This window comes from Rhodococcus sp. NPDC056506, assembly GCF_042794945.1.
GTDB lineage: Bacteria > Actinomycetota > Actinomycetes > Mycobacteriales > Mycobacteriaceae > Rhodococcus_F.
In genome coordinates this window covers 121,350-143,634 of record NZ_JBHTSW010000010.1, presented here as the reverse complement: position 1 = coordinate 143,634, position 22,285 = coordinate 121,350, and the positions used below count along the sequence as shown (strand labels likewise).

The 22,285-nt window shown below is 62.1% G+C and carries 19 protein-coding genes; 6 read left to right on the top strand and 13 right to left on the bottom strand.

Annotation, left to right across the window (positions count from 1 at the left end; genetic code table 11):
• Positions 1-60 precede the first annotated feature (60 nt).
• The 8 genes from ACFQ6H_RS12050 to ACFQ6H_RS12015 are packed head-to-tail and all read right to left on the bottom strand — an operon-like array spanning position 61 to position 8,646.
• The gene (locus ACFQ6H_RS12050) at positions 61-1,410 is read right to left on the bottom strand and encodes an aspartate aminotransferase family protein (protein ID WP_378539157.1); all 1,350 of its coding nucleotides are present in this window, start codon (positions 1,408-1,410) and stop codon (positions 61-63) included.
• A gap of 48 nt (positions 1,411-1,458) precedes the next feature.
• Positions 1,459-2,445, bottom strand: a complete 987-nt coding sequence (locus tag ACFQ6H_RS12045) for a phosphotransferase (protein ID WP_378539158.1) — start codon at positions 2,443-2,445, stop codon at positions 1,459-1,461.
• Positions 2,446-2,458: 13 nt separating this feature from the next.
• On the bottom strand, positions 2,459-3,415 hold the full coding sequence (locus tag ACFQ6H_RS12040; RefSeq protein ID WP_378646259.1) for a phosphotransferase: 957 nt from the start codon (positions 3,413-3,415) through the stop codon (positions 2,459-2,461).
• Positions 3,412-4,818, bottom strand: a complete 1,407-nt coding sequence (locus tag ACFQ6H_RS12035) for an amidase (RefSeq protein ID WP_378646269.1) — start codon at positions 4,816-4,818, stop codon at positions 3,412-3,414. Before ACFQ6H_RS12035 ends, ACFQ6H_RS12040 begins: the two co-directional genes overlap by 4 nt.
• The gene (locus tag ACFQ6H_RS12030) at positions 4,818-6,062 is read right to left on the bottom strand and encodes a M20 family metallo-hydrolase (RefSeq protein WP_378646257.1); all 1,245 of its coding nucleotides are present in this window, start codon (positions 6,060-6,062) and stop codon (positions 4,818-4,820) included. Before ACFQ6H_RS12030 ends, ACFQ6H_RS12035 begins: the two co-directional genes overlap by 1 nt.
• Positions 6,055-7,596 (bottom strand): sodium:solute symporter, encoded by a 1,542-nt coding sequence (locus ACFQ6H_RS12025; RefSeq protein WP_378646255.1) that lies wholly within the window; start codon positions 7,594-7,596, stop codon positions 6,055-6,057. The genes ACFQ6H_RS12030 and ACFQ6H_RS12025 overlap by 8 nt, the downstream gene beginning before the upstream one ends.
• 1 nt (position 7,597) lies before the next feature.
• Positions 7,598-7,876 carry a hypothetical protein gene (locus ACFQ6H_RS12020; protein ID WP_378646253.1) on the bottom strand — a complete coding sequence of 93 codons (279 nt, stop codon included), beginning with the start codon at positions 7,874-7,876 and terminating at the stop codon, positions 7,598-7,600.
• 11 nt (positions 7,877-7,887) lie between these two features.
• A complete protein-coding gene (locus tag ACFQ6H_RS12015; protein ID WP_378646251.1) occupies positions 7,888-8,646 on the bottom strand; it encodes an inositol monophosphatase family protein in 759 nt (252 codons plus the stop codon).
• A 202-nt stretch (positions 8,647-8,848) separates the two neighbouring features.
• Here ACFQ6H_RS12015 and ACFQ6H_RS12010 point away from each other — a divergent pair, with 202 nt between their 5' ends.
• On the top strand, positions 8,849-9,610 hold the full coding sequence (locus ACFQ6H_RS12010) for a GntR family transcriptional regulator (protein WP_172403418.1): 762 nt from the start codon (positions 8,849-8,851) through the stop codon (positions 9,608-9,610).
• 54 nt (positions 9,611-9,664) lie between these two features.
• The gene (locus ACFQ6H_RS12005; protein WP_378646247.1) at positions 9,665-11,011 is read left to right on the top strand and encodes a DUF5691 domain-containing protein; all 1,347 of its coding nucleotides are present in this window, start codon (positions 9,665-9,667) and stop codon (positions 11,009-11,011) included.
• A 58-nt stretch (positions 11,012-11,069) separates the two neighbouring features.
• On the opposite strand, the gene ACFQ6H_RS12000 is transcribed toward ACFQ6H_RS12005, so the two are convergent.
• From ACFQ6H_RS12000 to ACFQ6H_RS11980, 5 genes are all read right to left on the bottom strand, one after another.
• Positions 11,070-12,200, bottom strand: coding sequence for an acyl-CoA dehydrogenase family protein (locus tag ACFQ6H_RS12000; protein WP_378646245.1), 1,131 nt, complete (start codon positions 12,198-12,200; stop codon positions 11,070-11,072).
• 8 nt (positions 12,201-12,208) lie between these two features.
• A complete protein-coding gene (locus tag ACFQ6H_RS11995) occupies positions 12,209-13,384 on the bottom strand; it encodes an acyl-CoA dehydrogenase family protein (RefSeq protein ID WP_378646243.1) in 1,176 nt (391 codons plus the stop codon).
• Between the two features lie 106 nt (positions 13,385-13,490).
• Positions 13,491-13,937 carry a hypothetical protein gene (locus ACFQ6H_RS11990; RefSeq protein WP_007736175.1) on the bottom strand — a complete coding sequence of 149 codons (447 nt, stop codon included), beginning with the start codon at positions 13,935-13,937 and terminating at the stop codon, positions 13,491-13,493.
• A gap of 67 nt (positions 13,938-14,004) precedes the next feature.
• Positions 14,005-16,539 carry an ABC transporter permease gene (locus ACFQ6H_RS11985; RefSeq protein WP_378549538.1) on the bottom strand — a complete coding sequence of 845 codons (2,535 nt, stop codon included), beginning with the start codon at positions 16,537-16,539 and terminating at the stop codon, positions 14,005-14,007.
• Between the two features lie 4 nt (positions 16,540-16,543).
• A complete protein-coding gene (locus tag ACFQ6H_RS11980; protein ID WP_378539166.1) occupies positions 16,544-17,317 on the bottom strand; it encodes an ABC transporter ATP-binding protein in 774 nt (257 codons plus the stop codon).
• A gap of 261 nt (positions 17,318-17,578) precedes the next feature.
• Here ACFQ6H_RS11980 and ACFQ6H_RS11975 point away from each other — a divergent pair, with 261 nt between their 5' ends.
• From ACFQ6H_RS11975 to ACFQ6H_RS11960, 4 genes are all read left to right on the top strand, one after another.
• Positions 17,579-19,141: a long-chain-fatty-acid--CoA ligase gene (locus tag ACFQ6H_RS11975; RefSeq protein WP_378549541.1), complete on the top strand. Its 1,563-nt coding sequence runs from the start codon at positions 17,579-17,581 to the stop codon at positions 19,139-19,141.
• 22 nt (positions 19,142-19,163) lie between these two features.
• The gene (locus tag ACFQ6H_RS11970; RefSeq protein ID WP_378646241.1) at positions 19,164-19,574 is read left to right on the top strand and encodes a YchJ family protein; all 411 of its coding nucleotides are present in this window, start codon (positions 19,164-19,166) and stop codon (positions 19,572-19,574) included.
• A gap of 56 nt (positions 19,575-19,630) precedes the next feature.
• A complete protein-coding gene (locus ACFQ6H_RS11965; RefSeq protein ID WP_283301357.1) occupies positions 19,631-20,221 on the top strand; it encodes a hypothetical protein in 591 nt (196 codons plus the stop codon).
• Positions 20,222-20,313: 92 nt separating this feature from the next.
• Positions 20,314-22,212: an ABC transporter ATP-binding protein gene (locus ACFQ6H_RS11960; protein ID WP_378549550.1), complete on the top strand. Its 1,899-nt coding sequence runs from the start codon at positions 20,314-20,316 to the stop codon at positions 22,210-22,212.
• Positions 22,213-22,285: the final 73 nt, after the last annotated feature.

Genomic DNA, 22,285 nt, shown 5'->3' with positions numbered 1-22,285 from the left:
TCCTGGTGGTCGCCGGTTACCACTGTTCCAGAATCTGCCCGAACGCGCGTCGACCCTCCGTTACGCGACCAACACCATCTCGAACCGTGTCAGGAACTCGTCGACATCCGAGGCCGATATCGGGAGCGGTGGCCGAATCTTCAGAACGTTGCCGTGTCTGCCTGTCGCCGAGATCAACACACCGTGTGCACGCAACCCGTTGACAATGTCGAGCGCACCGGACGGATCTGGTTCGCCCGAATCCGCATCGACCACGTCTACCCCGACGAACAACCCGGCTCCACGGATCGCACCCACGCGCGGGTCGCGGTGTGCAGACGTCCGCAACCCATCGGTCAGACGAGCCCCCATCACTGCTGCATTCTCGATCAGCTCTTCTCCCCGAATCACGTCGAGCACCGCCTGCGCCGCAGCAATCGACACGGCATTCCCACCGAACGTGTTGAAGTACCGAAGCTCGCCCGCCGTCAGCTCGACCAAATTGTCACCAAGCACCACCCCGGCGAGAGGTACGCCACCGGCCATCGGTTTTCCGAGAGTAACGATATCTGCGACGACCCCATGCCTCGCGAACCCCCACATACCGGACCCCAGCCGACCAAAGCCCGGCTGCACCTCGTCCGCGATGAACAGACCACCCGCTTGGTGCACCTGATCGACAGCCGTTGAAAGGAACGAGTCGGTCAATACTCCGTCGGAAGCAAATATCGTGTCGACTAGTAGTGCGGCTACACCGATGCCGTCGCGGTTCAGTCCGTCGATGCACTCTCTGACACGGTCAGCGAACCAGGATTCTCGGTCGATGTCCGCTACGACACGAGGATCAGGCAAAGGCACGACACGGACCCATGGTTCATCGCCCGAATCAGCGGAACCCATCGACGGCGAGCACGCGGCAATGTTGATCGTGCCTCCGTGATAAGCATTTTCGGTGACGATGACACCGGTATTACCCGTGGCTTCCCTCGCGATGCGCAGGGCAAGATCGTTTGCCTCCGATCCCGTACAGGTGAACATCACAGTGGAGAGCTGACTCGGAAACGTGGACACCAGATCTTCGGCGTACCGGACAATTTCCTCGTTCAAATATCTTGTGTGAGTGTTGAGTTCGGCGATCTGTCTACGCACGGCGTCGACGACCTTGGGGTGCGAGTGTCCCACGCTCGCGACATTGTTGTACATGTCGAGGTACGACGTGCCGTCACGATCGTAGAGCCGAAGTCCCTGTGCTCGAACGATTTCCACCGGATTTCGATACATCAGCGGCGATGCCGGGCCGAGAACATCCGCTCTACGCCTGATGAGATCTCGCGTCCGCGCGTCGAGTCCTGCAGCGTTTTCGGGCACGTAACCGTTTGCGTCGAGTGGCGAGACACGTGATGTTCTCGCATCGTGAAAGTGAGCCGTCATCAATTCCTCCGAAGTGGGTGTACGAAATAGGCTGGCCAACCGCACCGTTCACACCGAGTCGAGCCACAAGGCCCATCTCGGATCGGACATCTTCGCGCGGGCACGCATCAGTTTCCACACTCCGTACTTGTGATAGTCGAAATCCCAACCCGAATTGAGTCGATTGTTGATGCATCCCCACAGGCCCCATTTGACATCTGCCAACGCCCCGAACAAGTGAACACGCGACACGACGGACCACTCGCTGCTTCCGTAAAAGGCGTCTATCAGTTCCAACGTCCGGCGCTCGTCGAAGAACATTTCGGTGACGAAAATCGCCAGCTCATACGCTCTGTCGTTGTTGGCTGCGAATTCGTAGTCGACAAGTTTGAGCGGACGCCCTTCCGAATACAGGAAGTTTCCCGGCATCGGATCGTTATGGCACGGAACCAGATCCAGACCGGAAGCCAACAAGGCAGACTTTGCGGTGTGATACTCACGCTCGATCAGGGCGAAGTCCCGAGGAAGCATCACGCCGTGTTCGCGCGCTTGATCGAGATGCTCGTCGATCATGTCGAAAATCGTCTTCGTCAGGGACATCAGCGGGGCCGAGTGCAGTGTCCGATACAGGTCGACGATCTGCAACGCGATCTCCGGACGCTTGAGATCTCCGTTGGTGCAGCCGCGATACCCTTCCATGTACTCGATCACCTCGATTCCTGTCCGATGATCGAACAGGATCATCTCCGGAGCTATTCCCAGCGAACCCGCCAGCATCGCGGCCTCGTTCGCCGCAACGCGATCGACAAACGACTCGCTTCCGGCACCGGGAATCTTCAAGAAGTACCGGCGGTCGACGCCCTCGACGGCGATTCGCCAATTACTGTTCTGCAGGCCACCGTGCACCGGCGCGTATCGGATCTCGCGTCCGCGCCAGTCGGCGATCGAAGCCAAGGCCTCTTCGACGCCCCTCTCGAAATCCGTTCGAGCAGTGCCACACACACGCTCGTCGGCCATGCAGTGCGTAAGGTCAGGTTGCTGAGTATTCTCGGTCATGGTCATCCTTGCCTCACAGGTTTCGGACTCGGTCGTCGAAATGCGGATCGCGCAAACCGATTCGCGCACGTAGGAATTGCCAGTCTGCGAACTTCGAGTACTCCAATGTTCCCGGTCGAATCACATCAACGAAGGAGCCGATGAGACCCCACTTCAGCGAGTCCGCAATCCCGTAAATGCGGCTACGATCGAACAGGCTTGAATCCCATGCTCCCCAGTACATTTCGAAGACAGGGCGCGCCTCGAGATCGGACGGAGCCAACTCCGCGAGTAAGACGCCGAGATCCTGCAGCGGATCCATCATCGCCGCGCAATCCCAATCGACCAATCTCAACGATGCGTCTTCTTCCACGACCATCACATTCGACACATTGCCGTCGCCGTGGCACGGAACAACGTCGAATCCACTGCTCGCTATTCGTGATCGGGCAGGATCCAAGGCCCGAAGCATCCAGTCGAGGTCAACTGGCAGTGACGAACCGGCGCGCTGCGCGATGAGCAAGGCAGCATCGAGATCGTCGAAGACCGTTGATGTTCGCGTCAACGGAGGCAGCGCGTGGACTGCCCGTCGCAGATGCACCAGACGTTCGATCGCCTCGACGTCATCGAAGAGATCAAGAGTCGCCGTCGATGCCATCTGCCCTAGATCGTCCATCACCAGCACTCCTGTTGCGGCATTCGAGTGGCGGACTCGAGGACCGATACCCGCTAGTCCCGCTGCGACCGTAGCGCGGAATGACGCTCCGACATCGACGTACTCGAGCGAATGCTGCTGCATCACTTTAACGAAGACCCGGTCACTGCCAACCGAATTCGGCGTTGCGTCATCGACGATCCAATGATCGGAGTCCGCGCCCCACCAACTCGGGCTGGCCATGACCGGCGATCCAGCGTCCAGTCTTACTTCGGTGTCGAGAAACAGCCCACCTGCCGACAATTCTTGCCGAACAAGCTGTTTGGTATCAGTCATCGGACACCTCCGGATACACGTAGCGTGACGTCAGGCCACGACATGTCGAAAGGCCGCCTGTCCTCGAGCCACTTGGTCATCGCGAGAACATCAATGTCCGCAAAACGTGATCCGACGATCTGCACCCCGACTGGGCAACCGTCGACCATTCCGAAACACACCGTCGACGCCGGCTGCCCGGTCTGGTTGAACCACGCTGTGAAACTGCAATGCGCCAAGGGCCGTTCGGGGTCGAGACCGACCATATCTGCGTCAAACCCCACCACCGGAATGACCGGGCTTATCACGAAGTCGTACGGCTCGAGATGCCGTTGGAGCCGTGCCTGTGCCGTGTTCACCGCGTCCAGATCGCGTGAATAGTCGGTAGCGCTCGCGAGCGACGCCGGTTCAGCCCACTCGGACACTGCAGCAATCACTTCCGCTCTCCGTTCCTCAGGTATCGACTCCCACTCCGCCCGGGCGCGAACCTGGAACAATCGATCCAGTGGTGCATAGGGATCGGAATCGAACGGCGGGGTCACCCTCGTCACCTTTGCCCCCGCCGCCGCGAGTACCTGCGCCGCAGCATCCACCACGGCAACGACCGCAGGTTCTGCTTCGTATCCGTAGCCCATTCCTGTCATCACGCCGATTCTCAGACCTCTCACCTCTGTCTCCCAGCGGGATTCGTCGATGGACTGCGCTGGGAGTGACCAGGCGTCACGGCTGTCAGGGCGCGCGATGGCCCGGTACATGTCGACCACCTCGTCCACCGTCCTGGCCATCGGACCCGGTGAGCGCATCATCGAAGACGGTAAGTGCGGAATCCTCCCCTGCGTTGGTTTGAGCGCGACCAACCCACAGTGTCCAGCCGGCAATCGCACCGAGCCGGCGATGTCCGTGCCCACCGCGGCATATCCGATGCCCGCCGCAAGGCTCGCACCTGCTCCGGCACTGGAGCCACCGGTGTTGCGTGAGAGATCCCAGGGATTGCGAACAATGCCGTACAGCGAACTGACGCCGGCGGCCATCATGCCGAAGTCAGGCATCGTCGTTTTGCCCACGATGACGGCGCCTGCCTCCTTCAATCGCGCCGCGGGCGGTGAATCACTCTCGGCATCAGGAACATCCGAGTGCGCTGCGCTCCCGTGGCGCCACGGCATACCGACTGCGTTGACGCTGTCCTTGATGGTGACCGGGACGCCGTCGAGACTGCTCAACGGGGTGCCGGCAGCCCATCGTGCCGCCGATTCTGCGGCCGCTGATCGGGCGCCGTCCACGTCGACCATCGCCATCGCATTGATCGACGGATTGACAGCGTCGATCAACGCGAGAGTTGCACTCAATGAATCCACGGGCGTGAACTCACCGGTTCGGTACCCCTCAACGAGCGACGACATGTTCTGCGGAAGTACCTTGTCCATCACGATTGCTCCTGTTCCGACGACAATCCTTCTACTACAAGCCGTTCGAGCACACCCGTCAACATGTTCAGTCCAGCCAACAGATCTTCGGGTTCGGTGTATTCGTTCTCCGCGTGCGAGATGCCGCCGACGCTCGGCACGAATAACATCACCGTCGGCACCAGGTCTTTGAGATTGATCGAATCGTGTCCTGCTCTGGTGAGCATTCTCCGAGCGCTCAGACCCAATCCGCCGGCAACCGATTCGGACAACTCGATACCGGCGAGATGGTAGGAGGTGCTGGGGCGCAGCGAACCCGATTCGATGTCGACGGAGACTTCGCCCAGCGCTTCGATATCGGCTTTCGCCTGCAGGAACAGCTCATGAGCCTTGTCGAGAGCCGCTTCCTCACTTGACCGGATGTCCACTGACATGACTACGTCGGACGCCACCACAACAGGTGAGTTCGGTTGGACGGTCAATCTACCGATCGACGTGAGAACAGCTCCCGCAGGGAACGCCGACGCCACCTCACGAACCGCGACGATCATCTGTGCTGCGCCGAGGAGCGCATCCCTACGGTCTTCGATCGACGTCGCGCCGGTGTGTGCCTGTTCGCCGCGAACTCGGACGAGATACTTGCGCACTGCCCAGTTGGCGGTGACCACACCGATCGAGATCCCCTCCTCTTCCAGGACTCGCCCCTGCTCGATGTGGATCTCTGCGTATGCACTGCACTCCGGCGGCTCGTCCGAACCCAGGTAGCCGATATCCCTGAGTGCGCCGCGGACCGTCCGACCGTCCGAATCGACGGTGTCGAGGACCTCATCAGCCGCGAATTTCCCGGTGAAAACCCCACTACCCATCAAGCTGGGGCTGAATCTGCATCCCTCCTCGTTGAACCAGTCGACGACGGTGAGGTTGAAGGACGGTGTGATACTTCCGGCAGCGACTCGTTCGGCGACAACGGCGGCAGCATGCGCCCCGGCAAGAACGCCGAAGGCTCCGTCGAAGCGACCTGCCTTCGGCTGACTGTCGAGGTGTGAGCCGACGAAGACGTGCGGAGCGCCTTCGATCCATTCGAGGGAGCCGAAAAGGTTGCCCACTGCGTCGACGCGGCAATGGAAACCATTCTCCGTCAACCAGATACGAAACCAGTCTCTGGTCTGCCCGTCCGCCGCGCTTCCGGCTTGACGTTCCACTCCACCTCCCTCGGTGGCGCCGAATCTCGACATCGCGTCGAAGTCTGCGAGGAAATCAGACATTCGTTACCCTCACCGAGGAATCCTCCACCTTGGAGACATGATTCGGAACAACCGAACGAGCGGCGATCTCGAACATCTCTTCCACCCGAACTCGCTCGGCCGCCGAGATACCGGTCAGAGCGGAGACGACCAGGAACACGATGAGATTGACGGCCATTCCGACTACACCGCCGGTCAGTGAGCCAAGTCCGGCGATGTCATCCGGGTAGATGAAGGTCAACACCAACGCAATCCCGAAACCCGACAGCATGCCCGAAACTGCCCCGTACTTGTTGCCACCCCGCCAGAAGATTCCGAAGAAGAGCGGAACGGCCAACTGGACTACGCCCTGGTAGGAGATTTGTGCAAGGAGCTGCAACCGAGTCATGTCGTACGTTACATAGGCCACCACTCCGGCCAATGCCATGAACCCCACCATGCTGACTTTTGCGACCACGGTAAGTGCCGAATCCGAAAGTTTGCGCTTGTCGGAGTTGACGAGATCGTTCGCAATTTGCAGACCACACACCTGGACACTTCCGTCGATGTGGCCCATCGACGCCGCGAACACCATTGTCACACCCAGACCGAGTAGCCAGGTTCCCCCGTACGACTCCATGATCGTGAACCATGCAGCCTGTGGGTTTGCGATGACCTCCGGCATCTGGGATGCGGCGATACCCAACAACATCAACAGCGTGTAGAACACACTCGAGATCAACACGGTACGTATAGTCCCCGCTTTTACTGCACGGACTCCCGACGCGGTGTAGATCCGTTGGAAACTCATCGGCCAGCACAACGATCCGACTACGCCGGTGAAGATCAGGCTGAAGAGGTAGAACGGACCGTAAGCGTCGCCGTCGCCGGGCACCCGCAGGAATTCGATCGGGACCTGCGCCAGCGCACTCATGCTGATCGGGCCGCCGGCGACGCCGGACAACAAGACCAGACATACAAGTGCTGCAATCACGTACGCGACGATCCCTTGGAACGCATCGGTCATGATCAACCCACGCATGCCCATCTTCACTGTCCAGTACTGACGGATCAGGATCAGCGCCAACCCGACAAGCAAGCAGGTGGTCACCGACCATCGACCCTCACTCGCGTATTGAAATACCTCCCCCAGTGCCTGCATTCCGAGAACCACCCACGGGAAGACCGAGACGATTCCGATGAGACTGGCGATCATCTTCACCGAACGTGAATTAAACCGCAAGCCAAGAAGATCCGGCTGTGATCGAAGGTTGTATCGGGCACCCCATCGCCACGCCCTTGTAGCCATGAAGTACATCATCGCGACACCGAGACTGGAGTAGGCGAGGCCGTAGAATCCGAAAACTCCTGCACCCGAAGCCATCCCGAAGAAAGCGATGAATACCGCGCCCGGCCACCAGGAGTTCACGTAGCACATGGCCACGTACCACGGGCCGTAGCTACGGCCGCCGACCGAGTATTCCTCGAACGTCGGCTTCGTCTTCTGCTGAGTCGCATAGAGAATGAAGAGCACTCCGGCGTAGAACAACGCCAGCATTCCGAGCATGATTGCCATGTCATTCTCCATTCGGACCGGCCGGCGTCAGCGCCAGCTCTTCGTCGAGTTCACCGCGAAGGTCTTCGACCAGGTACAAGCCCCACAGGCCCAACCCGAGAACCAGCGCGTCGAGAATCCAGTACATGATGCTGAACGGGATTCCGAACACCAGCGTCGAAACTCCTCTGCCCCAGAGGTAAAGGGGCGGGAAAAGTGCAAACAGCAGCGCAATACCGTAAACGGACCCGAAGAACACCATGATCTTTCGGTGACTGAGCCCGCGGATGAAATCCTTCATCGGACCTTCCCTCAGTTGACGAGCTGGCGAATGGAGTCGTGCAGATGACCGTTCGATGCAATTCCGTTGCCACAGTCGAAGTTCCGACGACCGTCGAGACTCGAGAAGCGACCACCCGCCTCTTCGATGATCACCGGCATCGGCGCGAGGTCGTAGGCCTTGGTCGTATAATCGACGATCGCATCGGCGTGCCCGCAGGCGACCATCGCATAGCCGTACGCGTCACCCCAGGTGCGGAGAATGACGCCCCGCGAGTTGAGATCGCGGATCGTATCCGGCTTCCAGTCCTCGAGCCACGTGGCCATCAGATACGCGCCGTCGAGATCCGTCCGGTCGGAGACAGCGGCGGGCTCGTCGTTTCTCCAGCATCCACCGCCCTTTTCTGCTGACACGAGCACACCGGCGCTGGGCAGATTGATCGCCCCGAATGTAATTTCACCCGCCTCTTCGTATGCGAGGAGGTTCGCATAGAGCGGCACTGAGTGGACAAACGACTTCGTTCCGTCGATCGGGTCGATGATCCACCGATTTCCGCTCGAACCCACGACGTCGTCGAACTCCTCGCCCATGATGCCGTCATCGGGGAAGTTCTCGGACAAAGCATCGCGAATCATCTGTTCGATCTCTTGATCAGCCTGGGTGACGGGCGATCCATCCGACTTCGTGTCGACCCGAAGCGTCGACTTGTCGAACCAGTGCCTGGCAAGATCTCCTGCTTCTCGAGTAATCGCCAACGCGATCTCGGCACGGGTCGAAAGCGTTCGATTCACTGCTGGTGCCCTCCATTCCCTGAATAGGAGTCCGAAACCGACGACTTCGGACTCCCCAGAGATTCGGGCTAGACCATTTCTGGTTCTCTCACCAATTGTTAACGGCGTGTTACAGATCACACTTCGTGTTGTGGTGGATCGGGTGCCTCACTAGTTTTGGGGTTCAACGAACTGCCGTATTGCGAGGTCACGCCATATGTCGATGATGGAGCAGACTCGATCTGCGCTGTTACGGCTCGCTCAGGAACTCGAAGGACGCTCCGTGGGCAAATTTCCGCCCGAGCGCGAACTGGCAGCACGACTGGGGACATCTCGCACGACAGTGCGCAGCGCACTCGACGCGCTGGAACGTGAAGGATTGGTACATCGGGTCAAAGGCCGAGCAGGCGGCGCCTTTCTCACCAGCGTCCACGCAGACGCACCCACTCCGGAGAACGCACGATCCCTGTGTGCCAGCCGACGACTGTCCCGAAATCTGAATACAGTCATGGGCGTACCGCAAATGCTCCAGGAACAAGGATTCCAGGACGGCACGAGAGTGCTGTCAGCACGTCTGGAGCGGCCCAGCCCGCGAGCCGCCCAGATACTCGGAGTTTCCCCGGACCGCGATGTGATTTCCTTGTTGCGCTTACGATTTGCCGACGGTGACACGTTGTCGCTGGAACGGATGTATCTGGGCGACCCCGGATGCCGCGATCTGCTCCGAACGCACATGGATTCCGTCTACGAAGCCCTGCGTTGCAAATTCGGAATCGACATCTCGGCCACCGACGAATCCATCGAACTGGCAGAAGTCAGCTCCTCGGTGTCGACGCTTCTCGGACAACCGATGCCGGCCCCGGTGCTCAAGCTGGAACGAATCGGCTACGACCAGCATGAGCGTCCCGTCGAGTACTCGGTAGACCTGTTCCGTGCGGACCGAACACGACTGAGCGTGAGCACGCGGCCGGGACACCGTGTGTGAGCCCAGGCCGACCCTGCCCCCAAAGTCGACGCACCCCTGCCATACCGTAGGCGGGTGACCTCCCTGCGATCAGACGCGCACGCAGGTCACTCGCGCGCATCGAAGACTGATCCAGCGGTTCAACCGCTGCTTCCCGACCTCGCGATCGAACAACTTCAGTCCTTGTTGCAGGTTCGTTCCTGGACTCTCGCGGAATGGTTCGCGATGGCCGACCAACGCGGATTCCTCGCGCCCGCTGCCAGCGTTCCGCTCTTCATGGAAGCCGCGCTGAAGCATCCCGAGCACCGCGAGGCGCTACTACGCCTCGCCGGTCGACGTGGGCAGTATCTGGCGGAGCAGAATCCGGATTGGGCCCAGCTACGACGAATCGGATCACGCCGGGACGAGCTGTGGCTCTCGCCCGATCCGGACGACCGTACGGCCTGGTTCGATTACATACGTACGGTCGACCCGGAACTGGCGAGCGAAGAGCTCGAGATCGCTTGGGACGACGAGGCCACTTCAAGCCGCCTGCATTTTCTCGACCATCTCGACGTCGGGCTGGGTGAACACGACTACGCCCTCCTCGAGCGCGCACTCGACGATTCAGCCGTGCGGGTCCGTGAGCGCGCAATTCAACTCCTGCGGCAACTCCCCCGATCTCCGTTTGCCTCTCGCATGGTCACTCGCGCTCAGTCGTGGGTGCGGCTCGAGACGAAGCCGTTGCGACCCCGCCTGGCCGTCCGATTGCCGGGTTCGCTCGACGACCTCGCATTCCGAGACGGCATCGAAGACGTCCATTACAAGAACAAAGGCATCCGGCGCTGGTGGTTACGGCAAGTTGTGACCGCTACTCCACTGGCGCTGTGGGAATCGATGGCCGGGTCGGCACGCGGCGCCCTCACCATCCCCATCGAGAAGCAGTGGCGCAACGTGATGATCGAATCATGGACTGCGGCAACCGTTCTCCAGAAGAATACAGCCTGGGCGTCGGCATTTCTGGAGCGGGACGGGCGCACGACGGACCGGAGAATCGTCGCCATCGCCGACCCGCGCGAGCGCGTCGAGTACATCGTCGCCGGACACGCGGACGAGTACCTTCTGGGAGTCGACGGCAGCGCGCTACTCGACGGCATCGACCGCCCCTGGCCACTGGCCGTCGCCGAAAAACTGTTGAATGCCTTGGAAAACGAAGCGTTGGAGCACGCTGCGACGGGCGAGGACTTGGGCATCCACTCGCGTCACAGTCACTTCTCCACCCTGCGAAGTGTGCAGGCGCGCTTCCCTTTCGACGCAATTCCGCTTCTGCAAGACGCGGCGTCCCGAACGGGCGACCCCGGCTGGAAACAAGCATTCACCGACAGCGCAGTCAATATCGAGCAGCGCCGACTCCGTTTGGATGTATTGCGCAATCACCGCTGAACGACGAAAGGGCCGCATCCTTGGAACGGAATGCGGCCCCTCTGTCGTTCGTGAAAGATCAGACCACGCTGACCATCTCGTGATCAGCCACACCGGCAGCCAACACCCGAAGGTGGTCTTCGGCACTACCGAGCGTGTGCTCGATGGCGACGAGTCGGCTCACGTAATGACCCACCGGGTATTCGGCGGTCATACCGATACCACCGTGCATCTGGATTGCTTCTTGACCGATGAGCCGAGCCGAACGCCCGATCTGCAACTTGACCCGCGAAGCGATCACGGGATCGACGACGCCGTCGGCAAGGGACATCGTCGCGTAGAGACTCATACTGCGCGCCAATTCGAGCGAGACGTACAGGTCGGCAGCGCGGTGCGTCAGCGTCTGGAACTTTGCGAGCGGAACACCGAATTGCTTACGCGTCTTGAGGTATTCGGTGGTCAGTCGCAGTGCCTCTTCCATCGCTCCGACAGCCTCGGCACACAGAGCAGCCTGCTCACGGATCTGCGCTGATTGAATCAGAGCGGAAGCATCGCCGCCCTCACCGAGCGCTTCGGCCGGGGTGTCGGTGAACTCGATCTGCGCACCGCGCAGACCGTCGTGAGTGGCGTAGGACTTGCGCACCAAACCGGAGGCATCGCTCTTGACGAGGAACAGTCCGACGCCACCGCCGGGGAGCGCAGCGCTCACGACGAGGATGTCCGCCGTCGCGCCGTGCCCGACGGGATTCTTGATCCCGGTCACGGTCCAGCCGCCGTCGACCTGCGCCGCGGCTGTCGCACGTTCGGTTGCCGGCCAACGGATTCCGGGTTCCTGATCGGCGAACGCCAGGAACGTGACGCCCTCGGCAACACCGGGAAGAATCGACGACCGCTGCTCTTGGCTGCCGCCTTCGGAGATCAGCCCGCCCGGCGTCACGACCGCGTCGAGTACCGGCTCGGGTGCCAAGCGTCGACCGATCTCGGTCATGACCGCGCCGATTTCCACCGGGCCGGCGTCCATGCCGCCGTCGTCCTCGGAGAACGTCAGGCCGAGCAAGCCGACCTCGGCCAACTGCTTCCAGACCTGCGGGCTCCACCCGGGATCGGAGTCGATGATCGCATTGCGCTTCTCGGCGTCGTAGCTGCGCGCGAGGAGATCCTTGGTGGTATCGCGGAGAAGTTTTTGCTCGTCGTTGAGTTCGAAGTCCATGCCACGCCTCACAATCCGAGGATCGAGGAGGCGATGATGCTGCGCTGCACTTCGCTCGATCCGCTGTAGATGGATACCTTGCGGTAGTTCAAGTACGTCGGGGCAGTGTGCTGCGCCCAGCTCGCGGAGGCGATGTCACTGCCCGCGTCGTACGGCAGTGAATCGGGGCCGGCCACGTCCATCAGCAGTTCGACACTCGCCTGCTGCAATTCGGAACCGCGAAGCTTGAGCAGCGACGACGCCGGATTCGGCTGGCCGTCAGCGGAACTGGCGACCACCCGGAGCTGAGTGAGCTCGAGGGCAAGCAATTCGTTTTCGAGTTCGGCGAGGCGGGCAGCGAAGAGCGGATCTTCGAGCAGTGTTCCGTTACCGACCTTGACCTCGGCAGCGCGAGCCTTGGCCTGCGCGAGACGAACCTTCGAGAAACCGACGCGCGTGACACCAGTGCGCTCGTTGCCGAGCAGGAACTTGGCATAACCCCAGCCCTGGTTCTCTTCACCGACCAGGTTCTCCCCCGGGACGCGGACGTCCTCGAAGAACACTTCGTTGACCTCGTAGCCGCCGTCGATCAGCTTGATCGGGCGGACCGTGACGCCAGGCGTCTTCAGGTCGACAAGGATGAACGAGATGCCCGCCTGGCGCTTGGGCGCATCGGGGTTGGTACGCACGAGGCAGAAGATCCAGTCGGCGTACTGTCCCAGCGTCGTCCACGTCTTCTGGCCGTTGATGACCCAGTCGTCTCCGTCGCGGACCGCGCGAGTCTTGAGCGAAGCGAGATCGGAGCCGGCCTCGGGTTCGGAGAATCCCTGGCACCACCAGATGTCGAGGTTCGCGGTCGCCGGAAGGAACTTCTCCTTCTGCTCCTGCGAGCCGAAGGCCGCGATGACCGGACCGACCATGTTGGCGTTGAACGCCAACGGTTCGGGGACAGACGCGAGCTGGAGTTCGTCGAGCCAGATGTTGTGCTGGACCGGGGTCCAGTTCTTACCGCCCCACTCGACCGGCCAGTGCGGCACCGCCAGACCGTGAGCGTTGAGGATCTGCTGCGCCTCGACCATACGGTCGCGCCCCAACTCCTCGCCGTGGGCGTACGCCTCCCTGATGTCCGCGGGGATTTGCGTACGGAAGAACGTCCGCATCTCGTCGCGGAACGCTAGTTCCTCGTCGGTCAATGCCAGGTTCATCGGAATTCCTTCGCACTCGAAACCGGATTCATGTTCGGTTCGACCGTACCCCGACGACACTGGAGGCGGAACAGGTACCGCGAAAGACGGCCCCCGAACTGCGCTCCTACACGGTTTTGAGGACCAACAGGTAACCCCCACCCGCGGCGTCGATGCTCGTTTCGACGTTCAACGCGGGAGCCAGACGCGACAACCGATCGATCAGCCAGTCGGAGGCTTCCTGGGCGTCGTCCTTGCCGGGGCAGCGAGCGACGGCGACGCGGCCACCCTTGCGCTCGAGCTGCTCCACGACCCCGATGATCGGAGCGGGATCGACGACGAACAGCCGATCCGGCCATTCCACAACAGGTTTGACCGCACCTTTCTTGGTGTTGCACGCGCGATGTGCCAAACGTTCGACGCCGCCTTTGGTCTTGCCACCCTTTTTTGCGGTGTTGATGCTGTCGATGCTCGGGCCACGCGGATCGTTGACGGACATGTCGGGGTCGACCGGTTCGTCGCACAGCCAGCAGCGCCAGGATTCACGTTCGCCGACTTCTTGAAGGGTGCTCATGCGGCAACGGTACCGTGCGCACTTTCGGCTGTTACCGCTACCAAAAGTGCGCACGGGGCCGAAGGCCCTACATGTCCGCAATCGCCTCCAGCGGCTTCGTCTTGGCCGCTCTGTTGGCCGGCCACAGCGCCGCCAAGACGCCGACCACACCGGAGCCGATCAGCATTCCGACTACCTGACCCCACGGGATCGTGATCTTGTCGAGGCCCTGATCCGCGAGAGTGCTCACGAACGCCCAACCGAACGCGATGCCGAGAACAACTCCGACTGCCGCGCCGTACACCGCGATGAGCACCGATTCGAGGTAGATCGTGCGTCGCATCTGTCCTCGCTGCATGCCGACGGCTCGCAGCATTCCGATTTCTCGTCGCCGCTCGACCACCGAGAGTGCCAACGTGTTGATGATGCCGAGGATCGCGATCACGACCGCGAGTGCAAGGAGACCGTAGAGGATCGCCAACAACGTGTTGATCTGCTGACCCTGAGTTCCCTTGAACTCCTCACGATCCTGCACCTGGACGACAACGTACTTCTCCGTCGCCGTTTCGAGTTCGGATCGCAGCGTCGTCAGATCCGCCCCCGGCTTCGCCTTCACCAGAACCACGAAGTCCGGCAGGCTCTCCGCCGGCATCAGCTTCCGGTACGCCTCGTCCGAGACGATCCACGAACCGATCAGCTGGTTGTCCTCGAACACTCCCGCGACAACGGTCTGGTATTCGACGCCGCCGGGACCGGTGAGCGTCTGAGTCGAGCCGACAGCCCACCCCTTGTCGTCCGCAGTCGACTTCGAGACGAGCATGTTGTTGCCGGTCAGATCGACCGTGCCCTCGAGGATCTTGTACTCGAGCACGCCTTCGATCGGGCCGTCGAACGAAGCGCCCTGCTCGTCCTCACCGTCGACCTTCGCGCGCACTCCGTGCAAGGACGTCGCGCTCTGCACGTCGGGCACCTGCCGGACGGCGTCGGCCGCACCGCGCGGCACACCGATCGCGTTGGGACCGGTCAGGATGTAGTCGGCCGAGACACCCACGTCCACTAGAGCATTAATGCTCGCCTTGGCCGAAGATCCGAACACTCCGATGACGGTCACCAACATCAGGCCGAGAGTCAGTGCGAATGCCGTTGCGGCCGTGCGACGGGGATTGCGCACCGCGTTGGTGCGAGCCAATCGCCCGATGGCACCGAACGGCTTGGCGAACACGGCACCGAGCGCACCGACGATCGGCCGCGACAGCGCCGGAGCACCGAGAAGAACCGCGATGATCAACGAGAACGCGCCGAGTCCGACGATCAGAGCGGCGCCGCCGCCGGTCCCGCGAGAGCCGAACACGAGCAGTGCCACACCGATCACCCCGAGGATCGCGCCGATCAGCGTCCGCACCCGCAGCGAGTCGCCCGTGGAGGCGAACTCCTCACGCATGGCCGCTACGGGCGGGATCTTCGACGCACGCCGAGCGGGAGCGTAGGCGCTGAGCGTCGTGACGACGACGCCCACCACCAACGCGACGATGATCGTGCGCGCGCCCACCTGGAGCGGGCCTTCCGGCAGACCGACGTCGAATGTGTTGAGCAGACTGCGCAATCCGTAGGCGAGACCGATACCACCGAGCAGACCGATGATGCTGCCGATGAGCCCGACCACCAACGCCTCGGTGACCACCGAACGACCGACCTGCGCTCGGCTCGCACCGATCGCACGCAGCAGCGCCAGCTCACGAAGACGCTGCGCCACGATCATCGAGAAGGTGTTGTAGATGATGAACGTGCCGACGAGCAGAGCGATCGCACCGAACGCCAGCAGGAAGTAGTTGATGAAGCTCAGCGCCGAGTCGACCTCGGCCTTGGTCTCCTCGCGAACCTGGTCACCGGTCTGCACCTTGAGATCGGGGAAAACCTGCTCGACGCGTTGCTGCAGTTCCGTCTGCGAGACCCCGTTGCCCGCGACGTCGATGTACTCGACATGCCGGCCGTCGGTGAAAAGTCCACGAGCCTGTTCGTCGGTGAAGAGCGCGCCGATGAATCCACCGGTGTCACTACCGGCCCCTTCGTAGATGCCGGACAACGTCACGTCCACGATTCCGCGGGCCGGTGCCAGAACCTTGGCAGTGTCCCCCACCTTCAGACCGGCTCGCTCGGCGGCGCTGGTGTTCAGCGCGACCTGACCGGTCTGCGTCGGAGGCGCGCCCTCGACGAAGGTGTCGGGTTCGGCAATCGCCTGGCCCGGAGGTAGGTAGGACTGCCCGATACTGGGCGCGCCGCCGGTCTGAACGGCACCACCGTCTGCGTTGATCAGGACGATCTGTCCGCTGACCGCCGGCGCGATCGCCCGGACGCCGTCGACCGCCGCAAGTTTGTCGACGTCCTCCACCGGAACGCCGCTGGTGTTGCGGTCTTCCATCGATACCCGAACGTCGACGCCCTGGGCAGTGTTCTCGAAGATCGAATCGAAAGTCTTCTGGAGGGTGTCGGTGAAAACGAAGGACCCCGCGACAAAAGCCGTGCCGAGCACGACGGACAGAACCGTCAGCGCAAGTCGCACCTTGTGTGCCGCCAAATTGCGCAGGGAGACCTTGCGCATCGGCGAGTTGCTTACCGAAGCCATGTGCTCAAGCCCCGGCTTCCGCGTTCACGACCGCCTGCGGAGCGTCGAGGCGCTTCATACGATCGAGGACCGAATCTGCCGTCGGCTCGCGCAATTCGTCGACGATCTTGCCGTCCGCGAGGAACACGACCCGATCGGCGTACGCCGCTGCCCGCGGATCGTGCGTCACGATCACCACGGTTTGGTTGAACTCGTCGACCGCTGCGCGCAGGATCGAGAGCACCTCCCCGGAGGACTTCGAATCGAGGTTTCCGGTCGGCTCGTCGCCGAAGATGATCTCCGGCTGACCCGCCAGCGCACGCGCGCACGCCACACGCTGCTGCTGACCACCCGACAACTCTCCCGGCCGGTGATCGAGCCGATCCCCGAGCCCCAGCTTGGTCAGGACGCTGTTCAGCCAGGTCTGATCCGCTTTGCGTCCGGCGATGTCGAGGGGCAACGTGATGTTCTCGAGCGCCGTCAGCGTCGGCACCAGGTTGAACGCCTGAAAGACGAATCCGATGCGATCGCGTCGTAGTTGCGTCATCTGTTTGTCGGAGAGCGTCGTGAGTTCCGTGTCGCCGATGAGGACAGAACCCGAACTGGCGGAATCCAGACCGGCGAGGCAATGCATCAGCGTCGACTTGCCGGAACCGGACGGCCCCATGATCGCCGTGAACTCACCGCGGGCAAAATCTGCGGACACCGAACTGAGGGCGTGCACCTGGGTATCTCCGGTGCCGTAGGTCTTGGACAGGCCGACTGCGCGGGCCGCGACATCCTGGGCGTGCGAACTCATGATCGCCTTTCCTGTTCACTTCGGTGCTACTTTGCGGGCGTGACGGGCGCCCGTGAAAACACGGACGCCCGCAATGGTTGGTTCCATCCTGTCGGGTGTGGGGCCCGCCCGCCATCGGGGACCACCCTGATATCCACGGCCGAGCCGATCAGGGTCTGAGAATTCACGGCCCTCCAAGGGCGTGCATTGGCGAGAAACAGCGGTATGAATGGCGGGCGCGCACTAACCTTGTGACACCAATCACACGAGAGAGGCGGCCGAATGTCCGACGCCACCGCTGGAATCATTTTCGATCGGCTAGAGCACTGGGCGACGGTCAAGCCTGATCAAGCAGCGATGACCTTCCAAGGGACCGAGTACACGTGGGCCCAGTGGCGGGACCGCATCCTGCGTATCGCCGCCGCCCTCGCCGAATCAGGCATCGGTGCCGGCGACACTGTCGCTTTCGTCGACAAGAATCATCTGTCCTGTCTCGAAGTCACGTACGCCGCCTCACTGCTCGGGGCCGCGAATGTCATTCCCAACTGGCGACTTTCGGGCGAAGAGCTGGATTACGTTCTCGCGGACTGTGGCGCACGCATCCTGTTCGTCGGCAGCGACCTCCTGCCCCAGATCGTCGCCATGCGCGATCGATTGACGGCCGTCGAGTCGATCTTCGCCGTCGGCGGTGAACACGACGAGTTCGAACCCTGGATCGACGAGGTCACCCCGCTCAGTTCCCGACCCGAGGTGAGCCCCGATGTCACCGCTCTGGTTCTTTACAGTTCCGGAACGACCGGTCGACCCAAAGGTGTCCAACTCACGCATCGAAACCTGTTCGCGCACAGCAACAATGTTCTCGAAATCCTGCCGGCTCACGAGGATCATCGATTCCTGATCGCGATGCCGATGTTCCACGTCGGCGGAACCTGCTACGCCATCATGGCAATTCACACCGGTGGTCGCTGTCACTTCACCAGAGAAGCCGACGGGCCGTCGATCTTCGCCGGTCTCGCCGCCGGTGCGAACATCGCTTTCCTCGTCCCACCGGTCATTGCCGGGGTCCTGGCCGCCGGCGAGCAGGCAGTCGCCGCCTTCAAAGCACTCAAACGCATCACCTACGGCGCCGCCCCCATGCCCCTCCCATTGTTGCGAGCGGCACTCGCAGCCTGGCCGGACACCGAATTCGTCCAGGTCTACGGCATGACCGAAATGGCAGGTGTCGTTACCGCGTTGATGCCGGACGTTCACCGCGACGAGTCGCAGGTCGAGCGCATGGCATCAGCAGGTACAGCGATCCCCGGCGTCGAGATGCGCGTGGTGGACCCCGTCACGCTCGAGGACGTGCCCACCGGTACGACCGGCGAACTGTGGTGGCGATCCGAACAGTGCACACCCGGATATCTGGGTAAGCCCGAGGCGACGGCCGAAACCATCACCGCCGACGGATGGTTGCGCAGCGGCGACATGGGCCGCGCCGACTCCGGCGGCTTCGTGTTCATCGAGGACCGTCTCAAGGACATGATCATCACCGGCGGCGAGAACGTCTACTCCCCCGAGATCGAACGCGTACTGGTGGAGCATCCGGCAATCGCGGAGGTCGCGGTCATCGGCGTTCCCGACGACCGCTGGGGTGAAACCGTCAAGGCCGTCGTGGTTCTCACCGCCGATGCACAGATCGACGAAACCGAACTGATCACCTACACACAAGAACGCCTCGCAAAGTTCAAGTGCCCGACCAGTATCGACGTCGTCGAGATCCTTCCTCGCAATCCCACCGGAAAGATCCTCAAACGCGACCTCCGCAAACCGTACTGGGAGAACCGCGAACACAAGCTGGTCTGAGAACCCGTGCTGTAATGGGGCGGTGACCTCGAGCCGCCCCACCACACCCCGACCGAACGATCCGTGCCCGTGCGGCAGCGGCAACGCGTTGGTCGAGTGCTGCGGCAAGTACATCAGGGGGGCGGCGCATGCTCCGACCGCCGAAACCCTGATGCGTTCGCGCTACACGGCTTTCACTGTGATGGACGACGAATACCTCACGCGGACTTGGCATCCCGACCATCGGCCGACCGAACTCGATCTCGATCCTGACCAGAAATGGCTCCGGTTGGAGATCCTGGGCACCGAACGAGGTGGCCTGTTCGATTCCGACGGCATCGTTGAATTTCGCGCTCACTACGCATTCGGACGCGAGCGGGGAATGCTCCACGAACGCAGTCGATTTGCACGAGCAGAAGGCAAGTGGCTCTACGTCGACGGCGATATCGGTTAGGTAACTCCGGGCACCGCCGCCGCGGAACCCGATCACGCGAGCCCTACGATCGAGTCATGACAACGAACCGGACGAGATCATTTGCCGCTGTCGCTGCCATCGCAGTGGGCGTGAGCCTGACTGCCTGTTCGCAGGACGCGGAGACCACTCCCACGGCAGCCACCTCGGCCGTCACCTCGACCTCGAGTGCCGCAGCGTCGACCACAGAACCAGTCCCGACGGACAGCTCCGACAAGACATCGGCAGCAGGCACCGAATCCAAGCTCACCGTCGTCGACATCCGCGTGGGCGAGCACGACGGATTCGATCGCGTCGTCTACGAGATGGGCGGCACCGGCACACCCGGATGGCGCGTCAAGTACGTCGACGCGGCCACCCAGGAAGGCAGCGGAAAGCCCGTGGACATCCAGGGCGCCGCAGTGATCCAGGTCCTGATCGACGGTTCCGCTTATCCCTTCGACAGCGGAGTCGAGCAGTACTCCGGCCCCAACCCGGTCCCCGGTGTCGGCGGAGTCGTGACCGAGGTCAACGGGTCCAACGTCTTCGAGGGAGTCACACAATCGTTCATCGGCGTGACCGAGAAGCAGCCGTTCACGGTCACGACGCTCAGCGACCCTCCGCGCGTGGTGGTCGATGTGGCCCGCTGAGGCCGCACTTGACCTGAAGTTTGGTTGAGGTTCTACCTTCGTGTCGTACCGGCCACGTAATCTTCGTGGCCGGCGACCGGAGGGGCGAAGTCATGAGTATGGAAGTCACCGCGTGGAACGCGATGTACAACGCGATGCACGCGCAAGAAGATCGGCGCCCGTTCTCGAAGGCGACACTGAAGCGGATCGCGACGTTCGCAGTCCCGCAGAAACGTAATCTCAGCTGGTACCTCGTACTGAGCGTCGTCACGGCTGCGCTTGCCGTGGCAACACCCGTCCTCGCCGGGCGCGTGGTCAACGCGATAGTCGGCGGCGACGCCGTCGACGTGGTCGTCAAACTTGCCGCCCTGATCGCACTGGTCGCAATTCTCGAGGCCGCGCTGGGCCTGTTGACCCGGTGGCTCTCGGCCAGCATCGGTGAAGATCTGATCCTGCATCTGCGCACCACCGTCTTCGATCACGTCCAGAAGATGCCGATCGCGTTCTTCACCAGAACTCGAACCGGAGCACTCGTCAGCCGTCTCAACAACGACGTCATCGGCGCTCAGCGCGCCTTCAGCGACACATTGTCCGGAGTTGTCAGCAATCTGGTCACGCTGGTGATCACGCTGATCGTCATGCTCGGGATCTCGTGGCAGATCACCGTGCTCGCGTTGGTACTTCTCCCCATCTTCGTGATCCCCGCACGGCGGATGGGCGCGAAACTCGCGGCACTCAATCGTGAAGCTGCCAACCATAATTCGATGATGAGCACCCAGATGACGGAACGGTTCTCCGCTCCCGGCGCGACTCTGGTCAAGCTGTTCGGTCGCCCTTCGCAAGAGTCTGCGGAGTTCGCGGTTCGTGCCAGGCGTGTGCGCAATATCGGAGTCCGGACCGCGATGCTGCAGTCCGTCTTCGTCACAGCACTGACGCTCGTCTCCGCGCTTGCCCTTGCCCTCGTCTACGGACTCGGCGGCTTCTACGCGCTGCGCGGTCAATTGGACGCAGGCGCTGTCGTCGCAATGGCGCTGCTGCTCACGAGGCTGTACTCGCCGTTGACCGCACTGGCCAGCGCCCGGGTGGACGTCATGAGCGCTCTGGTCAGCTTCGAGCGGGTATTCGAGATTCTCGACCTGGCACCACTCATCACCGAGAAGCCCGATGCACGCACGGTGCCGGAGGGCCCGGTATCCGTCGAGTTCAAGAACGTCACTTTTGCCTACCCCTCTGCCGACAAGGTGTCACTCGCTTCGCTGGAGGAGGTCGCGATCCTCGACACCCGCGGCGGCGAGGACGTGTTGCACGACCTCTCGTTCCGCACCGAAGCGGGACAGATGGTCGCCCTGGTCGGCACGTCCGGTGCCGGAAAGTCGACCGTGGCGCAGATGATTCCGCGCCTCTACGACATCGACTCCGGATCGGTCGAGCTGGGCGGCGTCGACGTCCGAGACCTCAGTTCCGATTCCATCCGTGAGACCGTCGGCATGGTCACGCAGGACGGGCACCTGTTCCACGAGAGCCTTCGATCCAACCTGCTCCTCGCGCGACCGAATGCCACCGAAGAAGATCTGCGTGAGGTTCTGGAGCGAGCACGGCTCACCGACCTGGTTGCGTCGCTCCCCGACGGATTGGAGACAGTGGTGGGTGAACGCGGATACCGCCTCTCGGGCGGTGAGCGTCAACGCCTGACCATCGCACGACTGCTCCTGGCCCAGCCTCGCGTCGTCATCCTGGACGAGGCCACCGCGCATCTCGACTCGACGTCGGAAGCCGCGGTTCAAGAAGCCCTCGGCGAAGCACTCGCCGGGCGGACTGCTGTGGTGATCGCACACCGTTTGTCCACAATCCGGGCAGCCGACCTGATCCTTGTCGTCGAGGCAGGCCAAATCATCGAGCGCGGCAACCACGAAGAACTGCTTGCACGCGGTGGTCGCTACGCCGAGTTGTACCGCACGCAGTTCGACACCAACGCCAGGAAGAACGGCGCCCTCGAACCGACGCCGATCTGATACTGCCCGCCCCTGCCACCGCCCCACAAAAAACAGGCGCTGACCTCCTCACGGAGGGCAGCGCCTGTTTCAG